The organism is Ruminococcus sp. 1001136sp1 (assembly GCF_039841815.1).
Taxonomy (GTDB): Bacteria; Bacillota; Clostridia; order Lachnospirales; family Lachnospiraceae; genus Blautia_A; species Blautia_A faecis.
This window is the reverse complement of the sequence record NZ_JBDPGY010000003.1, coordinates 204,192-221,324: the sequence shown is the minus strand read 5'-3', so window position 1 is coordinate 221,324 and position 17,133 is coordinate 204,192. Positions and strand designations below refer to the sequence as shown.

General features: G+C 40.1%; 12 protein-coding genes. 1 reads left to right on the top strand and 11 read right to left on the bottom strand.

What is annotated here, in order from left to right; genetic code table 11:
- The 6 genes from ABHC48_RS04340 to ABHC48_RS04315 all read right to left on the bottom strand — a co-directional run.
- A partial coding sequence (locus ABHC48_RS04340) for an InlB B-repeat-containing protein (RefSeq protein WP_195699166.1) occupies positions 1-4,824 on the bottom strand: 4,824 nt, incomplete at its 3' end.
- 6 nt (positions 4,825-4,830) lie between these two features.
- The gene (locus tag ABHC48_RS04335) at positions 4,831-5,892 is read right to left on the bottom strand and encodes an InlB B-repeat-containing protein (protein ID WP_195699167.1); all 1,062 of its coding nucleotides are present in this window, start codon (positions 5,890-5,892) and stop codon (positions 4,831-4,833) included.
- A 624-nt stretch (positions 5,893-6,516) separates the two neighbouring features.
- Positions 6,517-6,690, bottom strand: a complete 174-nt coding sequence (locus ABHC48_RS04330) for a hypothetical protein (RefSeq protein ID WP_173717811.1) — start codon at positions 6,688-6,690, stop codon at positions 6,517-6,519.
- Between the two features lie 289 nt (positions 6,691-6,979).
- A complete protein-coding gene (locus ABHC48_RS04325; protein WP_173717810.1) occupies positions 6,980-7,165 on the bottom strand; it encodes a hypothetical protein in 186 nt (61 codons plus the stop codon).
- Between the two features lie 68 nt (positions 7,166-7,233).
- Positions 7,234-7,689, bottom strand: a complete 456-nt coding sequence (locus ABHC48_RS04320) for a hypothetical protein (RefSeq protein WP_118584190.1) — start codon at positions 7,687-7,689, stop codon at positions 7,234-7,236.
- 107 nt (positions 7,690-7,796) lie between these two features.
- The gene (locus tag ABHC48_RS04315; RefSeq protein ID WP_207749297.1) at positions 7,797-8,747 is read right to left on the bottom strand and encodes a PD-(D/E)XK nuclease family transposase; all 951 of its coding nucleotides are present in this window, start codon (positions 8,745-8,747) and stop codon (positions 7,797-7,799) included.
- 1,008 nt (positions 8,748-9,755) lie between these two features.
- Between ABHC48_RS04315 and ABHC48_RS04310 the strand changes: the two genes are divergently transcribed.
- On the top strand, positions 9,756-10,034 hold the full coding sequence (locus ABHC48_RS04310) for a hypothetical protein (protein ID WP_243284471.1): 279 nt from the start codon (positions 9,756-9,758) through the stop codon (positions 10,032-10,034).
- 178 nt (positions 10,035-10,212) lie between these two features.
- On the opposite strand, the gene ABHC48_RS04305 is transcribed toward ABHC48_RS04310, so the two are convergent.
- From ABHC48_RS04305 to ABHC48_RS04285, 5 genes are all read right to left on the bottom strand, one after another.
- Complete coding sequence (locus tag ABHC48_RS04305) at positions 10,213-11,883, bottom strand: ATP-binding protein (protein WP_272066922.1); 1,671 nt, start codon at positions 11,881-11,883, stop codon at positions 10,213-10,215.
- Positions 11,840-12,319, bottom strand: coding sequence for a transporter substrate-binding domain-containing protein (locus ABHC48_RS04300; protein ID WP_272066921.1), 480 nt, complete (start codon positions 12,317-12,319; stop codon positions 11,840-11,842). The genes ABHC48_RS04305 and ABHC48_RS04300 overlap by 44 nt, the downstream gene beginning before the upstream one ends.
- A 43-nt stretch (positions 12,320-12,362) precedes the next feature.
- The gene (locus ABHC48_RS04295) at positions 12,363-15,143 is read right to left on the bottom strand and encodes a transporter substrate-binding domain-containing protein (RefSeq protein WP_195699169.1); all 2,781 of its coding nucleotides are present in this window, start codon (positions 15,141-15,143) and stop codon (positions 12,363-12,365) included.
- A 47-nt stretch (positions 15,144-15,190) separates the two neighbouring features.
- Positions 15,191-16,690 carry an HD domain-containing phosphohydrolase gene (locus ABHC48_RS04290; RefSeq protein ID WP_195699170.1) on the bottom strand — a complete coding sequence of 500 codons (1,500 nt, stop codon included), beginning with the start codon at positions 16,688-16,690 and terminating at the stop codon, positions 15,191-15,193.
- An 84-nt stretch (positions 16,691-16,774) separates the two neighbouring features.
- The gene (locus ABHC48_RS04285; RefSeq protein WP_118253373.1) at positions 16,775-17,128 is read right to left on the bottom strand and encodes an Hpt domain-containing protein; all 354 of its coding nucleotides are present in this window, start codon (positions 17,126-17,128) and stop codon (positions 16,775-16,777) included.
- Between the last annotated feature and the right edge of the window lie 5 nt (positions 17,129-17,133).

The window sequence follows — 17,133 nt, the reverse complement described above, 5'->3', positions numbered from 1 at the left end:
ACCGTCTGTCAGTTCCAGATTTTCCAGTTTCATACCATCGCCTGCACGTGTCAGTTCATAGGTTCCGGTGGTGGTAACATTACCTTTTTCGTAATCACGGCTGTTGGCTTTACAGCTTACGCGAACACCAATCTGCGTTCTTACTGGAAGGTCAAATTCTACAGGAAGATAAATGTTGGCTTCAGAAGGTGTAAATACAACTGTATAGTTTGCCTTTTCAGTTCCGTTATCTTCTCCGACTGGTTTTGCTTCTGGAGTTTTCCAGCTGAACGTACCTTCTATTATTTCTCCCTTCCAGATTGCCTTTCCGCCTGTAATTGTACAGTCACTTAAAGTCTTGCCATAACCCAGCAGTGCTGTCGTCGGAACTTCCTCGATTTTTGGAGTGACCATTCCAATAGAGGCTGTTGTCTCAGCTGTTTCATCCAGAAGCACATACAGGTTATCCGTGTTCTGGTCGTCCCGGATTTTATAACCGCTGAAGGTAACTTTAAGGTTTTCACCAGGTGTTTCCTGTTCAAACTTAAATATACCGTCTGTCAGTTCCAGATTTTCCAGTTTCATACCATCGCCTGCACGTGTCAGTTCATAGGTTCCGGTGGTGGTAACATTACCTTTTTCGTAATCACGGCTGTCAGCTTTACAGCTTACGCGGACACCGATCTGTGTTTTCACTGGTAATTCAAATTCTACAGGGGTATAAAGCTTTGCGCTGTCACCATCCGGTATAAATGTCGCTTTGTATTTTGCGGTTCCGTTATCTTCTCCTGTAGGCACAAGCTCCGGTTCATTCCAGCGGAAGCTTCCGGTCACCTTGTTTTCTTTGTAGGTCACTTCGCCTCCCGTAAACGGACTGAGCGCCAGTTTTTCCTGATATTTCAGGTTTCCAGCCAGTGGCAGTACCGAAACCTCAGGCTTCATTTTTTCCAGTACGAAACTGCCCTTGGCAGTACCTTCCCATTCTTTTCCAGCCAGACCTTTATAAAGGATATCTGCCCGGTAAGTATAGATATACTGGTTTTCTGTCTCTTCTACTTTGTCAAAGAGCACCACATGGAAAGAAATCCGGTTCCCATACAGCTGATACACATTTTCTTTTTTCAGGATTTCTGTCAGTTTTCCAGCGATTTCTTCCTGGAGCTTTTTGGGGGTATTTTCCAGTGGAAGATACTTTTCCAGGGAGTCCGTATAATGATTGGATAAAACTCCTGTTATAGATTCCAGTATCTGCTCCGGTGAAACTACAGGTTCCCACTGTGCATAAAGTGTACTGTCTTCTTTTAACTTACGGTCAAATTCATACGGTTCCCCGCTTCCATCTGCTGTCAGATACCAGCCTTTAAATACGTAACCAGGCACAGACGGATCCTCTGGTACTGTTACATCCTGCTTTTCTGTGGAGTAAATGGTCTTATAAACCCCGTAATCGTCTAAATTATAATCAAATGTGATCTTATGGCGTTTATAGGCCCGAAGGACCAGCGTGATATTTCTCTGTGGCATGGTAAAGGTGATTTTATTCTCACCAGTAACGCTGTATTTAAAGTTATCATATGTACTGACGACTTCCAGGTCACTGTAATCCGGGTCCAGCACAGTCCTTATTTCCACTTTCGTTCCGGAACGGATCTCCTCAGAACGGATCAGCACATTTCTAAAAAATGATTTCCGATATGCCTTAAAAGTCCTGATTCCGTCTCCAGCCTGTATGACAAGCTGTACCTGACGGAGATCAAGTTTCAGGTAGACGTCTTTCTGGCTCTCCCTGCCGGTTATGGACAGGCTGGTCTTCTGATCCGGTTCGTTATTTACGGACATCATCACCGCCTGCTGTTCCCCGTTAAAATCCCGTTTGTTTATGGTGAGGTCATAGCTGCCGTTCTTCTGCTTCTTAAATTCCTTCACGGTACCGTCCGCAGCAGTTACCCACAGCTTATAAGTGGTATCTGCTTCTTTCCCGTTCAGGCTTATGTGATAATTTACCTGGCTGCTTTCACCCGGGAATCTGTGCACATAAAGATAATAAGTTGTTTCATAATTTTGGTCATCCGCAAAAACTTTATATCTTAAGGTTCCATTTTGCGCATCCAGTGAACAGTCCTTCACGGAACCAATTCCGGATTGTAGGGAACCGCTTCCATTTATCCACTTACATTCCATACCTGCCAGTTCCGGATAAGCATCTTTTGCTTTCTGGATGATCTGGTTTAAATTCAGGCTGACGGTTTTCCACTCTGCTGTTTTCTGGCCTGTACTTAGATAACTGGTAAAAGTGTTCTGATAAACCAGGACATTGTCCCAGCCGGCAGGATCCAGTCCCCATTCGTCTGCGCACCAGTCCCTGAGCACGACTTTCATCGTGTGGTTTGTGGTTGCAACATAAATTTTTTTACTAAGATGGAACCTGCTGACCTGCTTTTTCACGATAGCAGATTTGCTGTTGTTGGTATAAGTTACAACAAGGTCCAGTTCTGCCTTTTTACAGTTATATTTTGCCGCTAGGCCCTGATCCAGATAAATAAATCCGGGGCTGGTGTTGTTCTTTCCGTTTCCTACATAAAAGAGTTTTGCCAGGGGATCTTTGTCCGATACTGCTTTCCCATCAACTTTCAGATTCTGGATCTGAAGGGAAATACCTGCATCCTTCTGGGTCGCCAGAACGAAGCTTTCTTTGCATGTGCCTTTCGCCATATCCCAGTTTTTCATCGGAATGGAAGAAAAACCGAAGGAATCTTTTTGGTCTGCATTTTTGGACACAACCTTCCACATGTCAGCCAACGTGGTCTGGTTCATATAGGAAAAACCGCTGGAATAGCTTTTCGACCACAACGGCCATCTGCCGCTGTATACGGTCCAGCTCTTTTTCTTGGTCTTAAAGATAAGCTTGACTTTCAGCTGAAGCTTGACAACCACATCAATACCGACCTCAAATTTCAATGCGCCCAGCTCTGTGCTTGCACCGCTTACCAGATTCGCGGTGTTATAATAGAAGCCAGACAATTCTGCGTAAGCGTAGACGCTGCCTTCTATGCTGGTGGAGATGAAGCCGCAGAAGGTAATGGAAATCGTAACACGGATTCCCACCCTTGCCCCTACTTTACCAATCAGGTAAACACTGCTGGTCACACTGCTTTCCAGCTTCTGTGTATAGGAGCTTCCTTCAAACTTCAGGAACTTATACTCAAATCCAATGCGTTCTCCGCTTTTTACCTCAATTTCCACGCCAAAGGTTGCCAGCACACCGACCTGGCCCACAAGGTCAATATCCACACCCAAGGTAATGATTCCGTAGAAAGAGAACCGCAGCTTCAAAAGAACGACGTTGAAAATATCATTGTAGACCAGGGAGGAATTTACAATGGAACCAACTGTCTTCATTAGTTCGGAAACATTTTTGTCATACTGGCTGTAGTCGTTGGAATCCTTTAACCCTTCTGGTTTTACGATCTCGGAAAGTGTTTTCTTCGCATCATTGAACAGCTTTACAGAGCCGCCGGAGGATGCGGTAACCGTAAGGGAAATCTTGGATGTGGAACGCAAAGTTACGGACATATCGATCCAGAATTTTCCACCTTTTACATTAGTCTGTACGGACAGGCTCTGGGTAAAGGACAGCTTAGGTGAAATGGTAAGAATCGTCTTCAAACCGTTCTTAATGGCTGCACTTGCCGAGATGCTGATCGTCGCAGTTACATTGCTGCCGGATGCAGAGATCTTTACGGATGGTTTGCCCGGCTTCAGGGTGGCATTCATTCCTGCCAGGGAATAAACTCCTTCCCCGTATTTTTCATTGATCATCTTCTGGGTTTCCTCAGAAGTCATAACCGCCATCAGCATCTGGGCTTTTAATTCCTCGTTTTCCTCTACCTGGCTGACGATTTTGGATTCCACTACCTGGAGTTCTTCTTCGGACAGCTGGCTCTCCAGATCTACATCATCTGTAGTGTTTACATCAAAATCTGCCAGGTAATCCTGTGGATCGGCATATCCGAACCAGATCCTTGTCTGATCCCCTTCGCTCTGGACATCCACAACCTGAGCAAAAAGCACATATCCGTCAAAAGAGCCTTCGGTATAGGAATCCATGCTCTTTTCATCCCGGCCGATTTCGCCGTCATAAAAGGCTACGATTTCCCCGGGCTCATAGTTAAGCGTCCCATTTACAAGAAGTTCCCCAGGCTCATATGCCGGAGTTTCGGTTTCCGGTACATCCTCTTCTGTTTCAATTTCCGGTTTTTCTTCGGAAGGAAGTTCTTCATTTTCTTCTGTTGTTGTGGAAGGCTCATCCGCTTCCTGCCGGGAAAGAATTTCCTTTTCTTCCTCCTGAAGGAGTTCAGTTGTTTCTTTTTCTGTTTGTCCTGCTGTTTCTTCTGAATTTTCTTTCTCAACAGCAGGGGTGTAGGATATTACCTGGTCCCAGAGAATATAATCGATATCTTCTGAAAAACCAACAATCTCCACCTTCTCTTTATAAACAGAAACTGTAACTGAGCGAACATCTTTGGAATAATCTGCAAAATTAATTTCTTTAGGAAGCCTTACTGTAAATGTGGCTCCCGGTTCAAATCCTTTTTTTCCATCTTTTTCGTAATATTCACCGAAAATGGAGAAACCGTTCGGTGTCTTTTTTACAGACAGGATCGGATCCAGCTCACCGGCTCCCGGCTCTAAGGAGACAGCGGACAGAACCTCGTCTTCTGTCATTTTGGTATCTGTAATCAGCGGGATCTCTCCCTGCCAGTCGAAATCATTTAACTCCGCACAGCTTCCATCCTTTTCCTGGCTTATGGCTTCATTGGAAGTAAAAAGCGCATACAGAGTCATATCTTCCTAAATCGGCTCTGTATATGCAAATAATTCGGTACACGCTTCATCACGGCACCATCCGCCGAAGGTATAGCCCTCCTTATTTGTAGAAATTCTGGATACTGGTTTGGAAAGAAGTGTTTCCCCTTTTGCAAAGGTAAGAGGTGCTGCTGGTGTACCATCAAATGTTTCAAAGGTAACGGTCACAGCTTCAGCAGCATCTGTAAAACCTGCATATAAGGTCAGAGGTCCGTTCACACAGTCAAACTGGGAATACGCTTCTGTACAGGCCGCATCCTGATACCAGGTGGTAAATATGTATCCTTCTTTTTCTGGCGTGATCCCGGTAACATCCACCGGAGTTCCGGGAACTGTCTGACGGACAGCCACTTCACTGCCATCAGCTACAAATGTAACGGAGTAAGTTTCCAGTTTCAGAGAGCTTGCTGCACCACTTGGAAGGGTTTCACTGCTTCCGTCTGGTTTTTCCAGTTCCAGTGCTTTTCCGGACTGGTTTGTTACTTTACAGGTGGCGTAAACCGCCAGGGAACTTACCGGTTCTTTTACTTCCACATCTCCGATGGTTCCGCTTCCTTCCAGTGTTACTGCCTGGCCGCCGTTTAATTCCAGTTTGGAAATATTCGTTTCAGAATCAATCTGCAGGGAAGACTCTTCTGTCTTTTCCCCGGCTATCAACAGCTGGTCTGCTTTCACACCAGTGAAGCTGATCGCAGTACCCTGGCTGATGTCCAGTGCTTTCGCAGTAACATTAGATAGCTGGATCTTTGTTGTATTGCGGATTGTGATGGTTCCTGCTGTGATGCCGGAAAGATAAACCGACCCACATGCAACCAAAATGGATTTAGAATCATCCGACACCCGTAGTTCATCGGCCTGTTCCTGGGATGTGATCACGTAATCGTAACCATCTGTATCAATTCCATCCAGAAACCTGCTATCCACGGTCGTTTCTGCTTGATCCGAAAATCCCTGATTTTCAGTTCCTGCAAGCACAGTACTTCCCATTGTGGTTGTCAGCATAACTACCACCAGAAAGAGTGCAATTGTTTTTCTGAAATGCTTCATACATTTCCTCCTCCCTTTTGGCAATGCTTTTGCCTTTTCTTGTAATTACAATGATATTTCAACTATTGATTATAGTCAATTATATATTATTTGACACCTTTAAGCAACTGTTATTTGACAATTTATGGCAAATTTCCAATAGAAAAAGGAATGCTCACTCTGAACAATCCCTTTTTATAAAACTTTATTCATTTTTCACACGATACAAAAGGATGATTCTTTTTATTATCAGAAACAGCAGCCCTACTGCTATTGCATATGTTTCTCTACCTGTTTTTTCTCCAATCTGTCACTGATTCCTATAGCAAAGTAAAGCGGCTCCCCGATATATTCCAAACAATCCGAAGCTCAATAGAACACCTCCGATGATGTCTGTACATCAGTGTACACCATATAATAATCTTCCACATATCATAAACAAGGAAAAAAGAACAGAAAAAATATTAGTTTCTTTTCGTAACCAATATTTCGAACTCCTATGATTTGCCTGATACATAAGCGAAAGCATGACACTTACCTGATTGATCTTAATCTGCATTTGCCAGTTTACTACTCGGTAAATCTTAAAAAGTTTTATGATGTCATGAAATTCTGTATTCTCTTCCCCTTTGTATTCTTTCGATATTACTCCTGCTCGTCCTCTTGACATTTTTCTGCCTCATCCTTTCGTAATTTCATCTTTTGTTGAAACGCCTTCTCCATTTCGTCGTCCACCACACTAGCTCTGATAAGGCAGCAATACATAAGCGTAATCACCACTGCCATCAGAACGAAGAACACAAGCCAAAATACCCACATTCTTTTATCCCTCCGTTTTCATAATATGGAGTGGTTCTTTACTCTCCTACTTATAAATAATAAAAATTTTCGACGAAAAGTGTAAAAATTTGAAAATAAATTGCGATTTTTTTAAGATTTTCTCGATTTATAAAAGAAATGGAATTGAAATGTGATTACCACTTTAGATTTGCAGGGTTTGATGATATAAAATGATTTCTGTATCGATATAGGGAAATAGTTGAATTTCTATAATAAAATTGCCATCCGATCAGATATTTATCCAACCAGATGGCGACAACTTCTTCATTTATGCTGGCAGCAAGTCCGCATTTTTAATAATTTCTTCAATCTGTTTTTCTTCCATTCCCGCTACATCAGCGATCTGAGCGATTGTATAACCCTTGCTGTGCATTTTTACAATCATTTCTTTTTTACCAATCTCAATTCCTGTCTCAATTCCAGTTTCTTTAATTTTCTGACTTAAATTACACATAACACTCACATCCTCTCTAAAGTCTTATTCCATTGGAATATCATATTCGTTTCCGATGATATTGCATTTTATCTGCCAGCCCTAATATAAAACAATGGAACCCATAATTTTGTTTTTATTTTCTTACCTTCCACACTATAGGCTGTCACATCACAAGTTTCAAATTTTTCTTGATTGCAATGGTGTTGTAGAGCATCTGCCTCTTGTTCCATAAGTGTATATGTGAAACTTTCAGAGGGCATAAGAACCTTGGCATTTTCTACTATGTGACAATCTACAAGCAATTTGTTTTTATAGCACAATTCAAAGCTCTCTAGTATAAATGGATTTTTACCTGTATTATAAATTTCAATTCCATGTTCTGATAAACTTGTTTTAGTACGGTATTCTTTATCTATCAGTTCCGTTTCTGGTGTAGAAACCATTTTAAAAGTAAGCTTTGGTCTTTCACGAAAAAACATCGTAATCTCATTGAAAATCCAGCCAACAATTACGCCTGCCAGAGTCGCTACTAATTCACGCATTTATAATCTCCTTTTGTTCAAGGAAAAGCTGTTCTCCTTTTATCTGGGAATTGATAAAAAGCCATTCAAATGAACATCCATTTGAATGACTTTTCCTTCACACAACATTATGCTGGTAGCAATTCCTCATTTTTAATAATTTCTTCAATCCGTTTTTCTTCCATTCCCGCTACATCGGCGATCTGAGCGATTGTATAACCCTTGCTGTGCATTTTTACAATCATTTCTTTTTTACCAATCTCAATTCCAGTTTCTTTAATTTTCTGACTTAAATTACACATAACACTCACATCCTCTCTGAAGTCTTCTTCCATTGGAATATCATATTCGTTTCCGATGATATTCAATTTTTCATTTACAGACAGATTCTGGGATAACAATGCTCCAAGTAATCTATGTAACTCATATTTTTCTTCATGTTCAGGAAGCTCTTCTGCCAGTCCGATCATGACAATATTAATCAGATCCAACTTTCCCTTCCAGGCATGCGAATTGACAAGACTATCCTTTACCAGGTGAATATGCTCCAAACTATTTTCCGGCATGTTCATACACACCCAGATGGAATAAACACGTTTGATATCATTATAATTTGAATTTGAAAAATCTTTTTCTTTCTGTGAAGAAATCATGCGACTCACATAAAAGATAGCTCGGTTTAAAATCTCATATTTCTCAGGCTCATCCTTTTGTGCTTCCACGTTCACAATAATCTGTGATAATCCATCTCTCATCCGTACATAAAAGATAATATCAAACCTTATAGTTCCTTCATGAATCTCCTGGTTTTCAGAATTAAAACCTACGACTCGCTGACCATCTTTTTCAACAACAGTATTCGTAAGTCCCGTTTCCACTGGAACAGTGTTGATAAAGGGCTCGCCCTCAATGTAAGATATTACATCTTTTGGATTCATTCCCATGAATTCATCTACTGTTTTTACCAGTATATGTGCCAGAATGCTTTTCTGACCAAGCAGTCTTTTCGCTCTCTCATCATACTGTGCATCTTTATCAGTTATGAGAATTGCATTCTTCGTTTCTGTATTCACTGGCATTACTCCTTTTCGGGTATATTCAAAAATCCTTTTCCGAATATAGTTATATTATACTCTAATTCGGCATTTGTAACAACTGCTAATTTATATACGTGATCTTGTATTATCACAGCCCAAATGAAACAGACCGAACCCTGCATAATCAATTATACTTGGTTCGGTCTTACTTTATAATAAAGCATATTGTACTTGAGATATGATCTATTAAAAAATTTTTTTCTGGTTGTTTTACTGCACAGCTTACTGCACGGTTTTTGCAATAATCCCATGCCATGAACCGCCATTCAATGCTACTCATAAAAATCTCCTAGCACCTTCGAAAAGCCTTAAAAGATCGCATTTAACGGACATTTTAATAGCGAAACAAATCACCGTTCCCATATGGGTGACATGTTTTTACTACTCATAAAACTCCTTATTTTATGCGGATTTCAACCGCTTTATCTTAAATTGACCACGTTTTTTTCACAGTAAAAGCATGGTCAGTAAATAGTTAATTTGTATTTTTCGAAACCTTTTCCAGTTTAACACAAATAATTGAAAGGTTCAAGGTTCTCTGATGTGAATTTTTTTACAGAAAACCTTTTAATTTAGCTTAATGCAAAACATTTCCTGCCACAATAAAATGAAAAGCTGCCAATACTATACCAATAACTATCAATGCAATTCCATATAATACTTTTTTCCACTTTATATTTAATTTCATCCAGGCACTCTTCTCCCATCTACCTCACTGATAAATTTTTCTATAAGTTTGTTTACTTCATCCGGTTGGTCAGTGTTGGAATTATGGCCAGCATTCTTTATCCACTTAAGGGGTAAACCTTCTCTCTGATGCCATTTTTATTGTAGTTTTTTGCTGAGCCCGCTTTATCCTTTTCTCCACAGATAAGTAATGCCGGACAACTGATATGATATGGCAAATCTGCTTTGATTGCCTCAGCAAGCATTCTATAACCAAAACCGGCAAGCCTTGCATATTCTTTACAAGGCTGGAGCGATTATACAGTGGACTATACGCAGATTGACAGTATCTCATATGAAGAAAATTCATCTCAGAACTGGAATGATTATAGAACCAACGGTTTAGGAAATCTTAGATATGCTATGGGAAATTTTAGAAATGATGTCTATGGAGATTATATCCGGTATACCCATTCATCCTGTCATTCATATGTAGTCATGAGTATAGATGGAAAAATATTGGTTGTAAATGGTGCAAATGATTCAGCGACAAAGGAAATCTATCATACTATTAGCGAAAAGGTGTCAAATGAATTAGAATAGCATCAGAAACGCTGGGAAGCTGTCGAATCGATTACTTTATTCGATCGGAAGCTCCCAGCCCCAAGTTACTCCATGGAAGAATATTCATTTTTCTTTTCCAACTGTAGTTTCGCCGCTCTTATATCCTTTAATAATCTGGAATGCTCCCCGAACGTCAATATCTCCTTGCCGACTTTTCTTATATATATTTGTAAATGGTCATCTTTACTTTCTCAATGTCGATCGGTTTTGCAATATGCCCATCCATACCTGCATCAAAAGCCTTTTTCCGGTCTTCCTCAAAAGCATTTGCTGTCATGGCAATAATCGGGAGCTCTGCCTTTCTTTTATCCTGTAAATTTCTGATACATTTGGTTGCCTTATAGCCGTCCATATTCGGCATCTGGATATCCATCAAAATCATATCATAAGTTCCGGCCGGCATCTGCTCTATTTGATTTACACACTGTATGCCATCTTCCACCCGGTCAATGACAAGCCCTGTTTCTTCAAGTATTGCAATTGCTATTTCTGCATTCAGGTCATTATCCTCTGCCAGTAAAATATGTTTTCCACGTAAACGGATTTTCATATCCGCGGCATCTGTTTTTTCTGATTTCTGCCCGTAATAGTTTTCGTCAGCCTTTTTTTGTGTCAGGATAAGGGTAAACACTGTTCCTTTTCCCAGTTCACTTTTCACGTCTATGCTGCCGCCCATCAGATCCACATATTTTTTTACAATTGCCATTCCAAGACCTGTACCTGCAACTTTACCAACGGTCGTATTCCGTTCCCTTGAGAAGGAATCAAACAGAGTTGGAAGAAATTCTTTGCTCATTCCGATTCCTGTATCACGAACCTCTATCTGAATTTTCACAGAATTCTCCTGTTCACATGGAAACTCCTGTACAGCGACCGTAACGGTTCCTCCTGCCGGTGTATATTTAACTGCATTACTGATCAGGTTTACCAGAATCTGTTTTGTTTTTGTAATGTCACACAGTACATGCTGATGCTCCACCTGTGTTTCAAATATAAGGTTCAATCCTTTTTGGTCAGCCTGCGGTTCAAATACACTTTTTATCTCATCCACAGTCTGATCAATCCGGGCATAGCTTTCATCCAGTTCCACTCTGCCACTTTCAATACGAGCCATATCAAGTACATTATTGATAATTGCCAGCAAAAGATTTCCAGACTGTTCGACCGCCCTCTGATAATGAAGCAGCTTCGGATCTGTCAGTTCTTTTTTCATCAGCTGGTTATACCCAAGTAATGCATTCATCGGTGTACGGATATCGTGGGACATATTGAAAAGAAACGCAGACTTCGCAGCATTTGCATTTTCTGCCTGTGTCTGGGATTCTCTTGCCTTCATCTCAGCAGCTTTTGCCTTTTTCAGCAAATAAATGAACATTCCCAGTATCAGTATAAATACCAGAGAAAACATAATGATAACCATCAGGAAATTATCCTTCACAAAATCAGTAAACGTAACTCTTTTTAAAGAATCTTCATACATGGCTACTGCTCCTGTCAGCTTTGAAGTCTGGATGGATTTCAAAGTCTTATTCAGGATTGACATAAGGATCGTATTTCCCTTGTCTACTGCAAATGATGTATTTGCTGTTTTGGTCAGAAACACACTGTGCATTTTTTTGTCATTGACATACTTCATTGCCTGTCCGGACCTGGCGATAAAACAGTCTGCTTTCCCCTTACGTACTGCCTGCTCCGCGTCTTTTATCGAATTATATTCTTTAATATTCCAGTCTGGATAATTATAAGTAACATACCATTTATATTTGGAATTTTCTTTTGCGATATCAACCGTATTTTCTGCACTTATCTGAATTTGCCAGATCTGCATACAGATAATATTTTTCTTCTCCCATAGGCAGGTCGGAAAAGAGCATTGTTTTTGCACGTTCATCCGTATAGGACAGAGAACTCATCAGGTCAATCTCACCATTCTGCAGCTTTTTCAACAATTCTTCCCAATTGCCAGTGACATAGTCATAATCCCATCCGGTATAGGCAGAAACCGCCTGCTCATACTCATATCCATAACCACTCCGACTTCCATTTTTGTCTGTGATATGATAAGAATCTTCATACCATGCCGCTTTCACCACCTCGGATTGTGGTTTCGCTGTTACATTTGTCTTAGTTGTCTCTGTCGCATCAATATCTTCATCTAAATCTGCCGCCCTGACCGGGGCTGCCAGAAACACAACACAAAGAATACTGCACAACAAAAGACTTCCATATTGCCGCATCCTGCTCTTATTTTTGTTACTCATCATTTTTCTTCCTTTTCTGGCAATCGAATTTGTCTTACTGTAGTTTCTACTTTAAAACCATTTGCAACGTATCCTCTATTTTTTTACTGTCAATAGGTTTTGCAATATGTGCATTCATTCCGGCATCTATGCAGTTCCTGATATCATCCTGAAATGCATTAGCTGTCATGGCAATGATTGGTATCTCTTTTGTATCCATACGGTTCAATGTCCTTATCTGTCTGGTTGCTTCTAATCCATCCATTACCGGCATCATAATGTCTATAAAAATAAAATCAAATCTGCCTGGAACGGATCGGGAAACAATATCCACAGCCTCCTTGCCATTTTCTGCCGTAGTCACAACCATCTTTTCATCCTCCAGCAGCATTTTTGCAATTTCCAGATTTAGCTCATTATCCTCAACTAATAATACACTCTTACCCGACAGATCAGGCTTTTCCACTTTTTTTTGCTGTTCCTTCTCAGCATTATGATCAATCTCAAGTGGTATCGTGACGGTAAACGTTGTACCTACATTTTCTTTACTTTCCAGTTTGATTGTTCCGTTCATCCTGTCCACAATATCTTTTACAATAGAAAGTCCAAGTCCGGCACCACTATATCCACTCGTTGTTTCTTTTCCTTCCCTGGCATAGGATTCAAATGCATGTTTCTGAAATTCTTCGCTCATACCAAGTCCCGTATCGGAACATACAAATTCAAAAACCGCTGTCTTTTCATCGCTTGAAATCTCATTGCAATACAGGATTACTTTACCACCTCTTCGGTTATATTTAACGGCATTTCCGGCAAGATTCATAAGAAGGCGGTTTAGATATTCCTCACTGCCAATAACATATCTGTGATGAAAAGTACTCATGGAAGCTCCGCCTTCAAAGCTGATACCATACTCCTTTGCATTTGTCTCAACAATCGAAATCTGTTTTACGAGCATCGCAACCAGATCAAATGGCTTGTGTTCCAGCTGCAATGTTCCAGCTTCTACTTTTCCGATGTCCAGAACATTATTCAGAAGGGACTGCAGATAGTCCATGGATTCCATTACCTTTTCTTTACATTCATACAATTTTTCTTTATCGCCACAATAACGCTCTGATATATTGATCATCCCAATAATTCCATTTAAAGGTGTCCGGATATCATGGCTCATATGTCTCAAAAAATCTGTCTTTGCACGATTCGCCTTTTCTGCCTGCTGCTGTGCCTCTTTTGCCTTTTTCTCTGCAACTCTGGCTTTTCGGAGGAATCCAAGTATCAGTACCAGCACGATCAAAAAAACAGATACACCAAGCACCGTAAAGCCCCAGAAATTGTCCCTTATAAACTCCTTTACCGTAACTTTCTTCAGATTACTGTCATACATATACACAGCATTGGAGAATTTTGAAACAGACATTGTTTTTATAGTCTTATTCAGGACAGACAGCAGCATGCTGTTTCCATGTCTGACTGCAAATGACACCATACCGTACTTTTCCAGAAAAACACTATGCAGTTTATTATCATCAGAATATTGTGTCAGCTTGCCTGAGTCCATAATCATGCAGTCTGCTTTTCCATTATATACAGCCTTTTTTGCATCCTTCCAGGTAGCATATTCCTTCACATGCCACTGTGGATAATTGTAGGAAACATAAGACTTCAAATCACTCTCTTCTCTTGGTATCGCAACCGTATTTTCAGCATTTTCATCAAAACTCTTTTTAACCGTTACAGCCGCCATATTATACTTCCAGACAGTATCTGTCAGATCATAGCCCAGGTCTTCGGCAACATTCGTATTTTGCATCACATGAAAAATCATATCAATTTCTCCATCATGCAACGCCTTTTGCATATTCTCTTGTGACTCATACCCCTTCAGATTAAACTTCAAAGTCTGTCCTTCCAGACAGTTTTGTGCAAGTAGAACGTAATCTATGATCAGACCGCTCACTTCTCTGGTTTCTGTATCAAGAGTACTGACCCCGCCATCGTTTATCAAATAACCGATTTTGATCGCTCCATGCTCTGACAGCCATTTTTGTTCTTCTCCCGTCAGGAAACAAACGCTGTCCACTGACAGAAACTGCTTATGCAGTTCATCTGCATAATAAGGATCATCATCCGTGATCCTTCTCATAGCATTATCCAGCTCTGTCTTTAAATCAGAATGACTCTGACCGATTGCAAAATATATTTTTGAACTTCCGATATTCGTTAAGGCCGCCATTCCGTAGTCACCCAGGCGGGAATCCTCTAACGATACGAAACCGTCAATTTCTCCGTCTGCAATTTTCTTCAAAGCATCTTCATTATTTGAAACATTGACATGCTGTGTATGCAGATCATATTTCGTTTCCCACTCGTTCAATACCATTTCCGGCAGGTAACCCATAAGCATCCCAATCTTTTTCCCATTGAAAGATGCAGTGTCAGAGGATGAGATATCTGTATGACCGGTTTTTGCGTAGACACAATATCTTTCGTCTCCCATTGGAATACCAGAAAAAAACATATTTTCTGCCCGTTCCTCCGTGTAAGAGATTCCTTCTATAATATCCAGCTCATCATTTTTTAATTTATCAAAACAGTTTTCCCATGTACAATCTACATATTCATATTTCCACCCTGTATAACCCGCGATTTTCTGCAGATATTCATAGCCGTATCCGCTTCTTTTTCCATTTCCATTTATCTTATCATATGTATCATCCGGTACACCAATCCTGACAATTTTCTCTTTCTGATTTTCTGCTGCAAAAGCATAAACCGGACAGATTGAAAAAAGGATGTAACTGCACAATATAATAATGATACCCCTTTGCAATACTGATTTATTCATTTTTATCCCTTTACATGGCATTGTAATTACACTAAATTTGCATTTTTCTATTTTACAGGATCAAAATACCCGATAATTCCAATATAGCCATCTTTCTTTAATGGAGTCCACAATGTATGCAGTTTCAGATTATACATTTGTCTTTTGTTTTCAATCCTTGCTTTTATCTGTAATGAAATTTCTTTATTCTTTATTGAGGTCTGTTCCAACAAATCTATGATATTTTGAATATCTTCTTCACTCACTTCAAACACTTTGGATACATCAATTCCCGGATCATCTATCTGGTATATTATCGTCTGTTTTTCATTTATTATCGTTAATTGGCCCGAACTTGCATTGTAATCAATCGAATTTATGCCACTGTTCGATTTAAAGAAATCAATTTTCTCCTGCATGACCTTGACAAGACTCTGTGAATAAATCTGGTTCGGTAGGGATTTATCACTGAGTATTTCATTCGAAAGTCTCTGTGCCTCATGATAATGTTTATTGTCATCCATCTCTTTACCAAGTATTTTTGAAAGCTGAGTACTCAGTTCTTTCAAACACTTAAGGAGAAGCGGATTAAACTGACCGCATTGCCCATCCAGGATCATTTGAATCGCTGTATCATGATCAAATGCTTTCTTGTAACACCTTTCACTGGTGAGTGCGTCATAAACATCGACAATTGATACCACCTGTGCAGAGATTGGTATTTCTTCACCTTTCAAGCCATCCGGATAACCCTTTCCGTCCCATCTTTCATGGTGCCATCTGCTGATTTCCCATGCAGTATGCACCAGTGGATGATCTTGCGGAAAGTCCATATCCTTAATTATAGCTGCGCCAAGCTCACTATGGGTTTTCATAATTTGAAATTCTTCATCTGTAAGTCTGCCTGGCTTATTCAATATTTCCTCCGGAATACGGATCTTACCAATATCATGAAGGGAAGAAGCAGTTGTAATCAAAGCAATATCTGCCTCTGTCAAAGGATAAGCATCTGTTACTTTTACCAGTTGTCTCAGCATCATCTCCGTTGCTGTTTTTATATGCAGGATGTGTTCTCTGCTCTCGCTGTTACGGGATCCCAATATATTACTCATAATCCGGATCATGATATTATTATTTTCTTCTTTTTCGTAAACCTGATTATAAACCACATTTATCAGATGCTTTTGGTTCATATAGAGGCCCAAGGTATTCTGAACTCTTTTCTTTACAATCACAGAATCAAACGGTCGTGTGATATAATCTGTGATTCCCAGCTCATATGCCTTACGCATAGTATCAACAGCATCTTCAGAAGATATCATGATTACAGGAGTTTCAGCAATACACTGGCTTCTTTTCATTATTTTCAAGACTTCAAAACCATTCATCTGTGGCATATTGATATCCAAAAGCATCAGATCAATTCCAATATTTTCTCCTATCATCTGGATTGCCTGATTACCATTTTCGGCTTCCAGATAGTTATAAGCATCTCCAAGAATCTCCTTCAATATATCCCTGTTAAATTTTGCATCATCTACAATCAGTATTTTTTGTTTTTTATCCACATTTTTCTTTCCTTTATCCACTCGTTTTTTATGATCTTCCAAGCACTTGATTCAAGGCAGAAAGTCATGTCGCATCACTTAATACTACAGCCCCTTCTTTATTTCTTCAATTGTCATCTCATATACTTCTGTTACTTTTTCCATTGCTTCCGGTATCCCCGGCTGCTCTCCGGTTCTATCTCTCAAAAGTTCTGTCAACTCATGACTAACCTCATACAGACGGTCAAAGGAAAGATTCTGACACACCCCTTTCAGTGTGTGTGCACCGCGGAAAGCATCTTCATAATTTTTATTTTCCAATGCCTGTTTTAACTGTATATAACTCTGATCTTCAAGGAACTTTAATGCAAATCTCCGAATCAGTGCTTCGCTGTGAAGGCGTTCCAAGACAGCTTCATAGTTTCCTCCAATAGCTTCATAACACTCTTGCATTGTCATATTTT

Bases quoted from the DNA above. Each gene is read 5' to 3' on its own strand.
- ABHC48_RS04335 (WP_195699167.1), bottom strand. From the start codon at position 5,892: ATGAAGCATTTCAGAAAAACAATTGCACTCTTTCTGGTGGTAGTTATG.
- ABHC48_RS04330 (WP_173717811.1), bottom strand. From the start codon at position 6,690: ATGTGGGTATTTTGGCTTGTGTTCTTCGTTCTGATGGCAGTGGTGATT.
- ABHC48_RS04325 (WP_173717810.1), bottom strand. From the start codon at position 7,165: ATGTGTAATTTAAGTCAGAAAATTAAAGAAACTGGAATTGAGACAGGA.
- ABHC48_RS04320 (WP_118584190.1), bottom strand. From the start codon at position 7,689: ATGCGTGAATTAGTAGCGACTCTGGCAGGCGTAATTGTTGGCTGGATT.
- ABHC48_RS04315 (WP_207749297.1), bottom strand. From the start codon at position 8,747: ATGCCAGTGAATACAGAAACGAAGAATGCAATTCTCATAACTGATAAA.
- ABHC48_RS04305 (WP_272066922.1), bottom strand. From the start codon at position 11,883: ATGCAGATCTGGCAAATTCAGATAAGTGCAGAAAATACGGTTGATATC.
- ABHC48_RS04300 (WP_272066921.1), bottom strand. From the start codon at position 12,319: ATGATGAGTAACAAAAATAAGAGCAGGATGCGGCAATATGGAAGTCTT.
- ABHC48_RS04295 (WP_195699169.1), bottom strand. From the start codon at position 15,143: ATGAATAAATCAGTATTGCAAAGGGGTATCATTATTATATTGTGCAGT.
- ABHC48_RS04285 (WP_118253373.1), bottom strand. From the start codon at position 17,128: ATGACAATGCAAGAGTGTTATGAAGCTATTGGAGGAAACTATGAAGCT.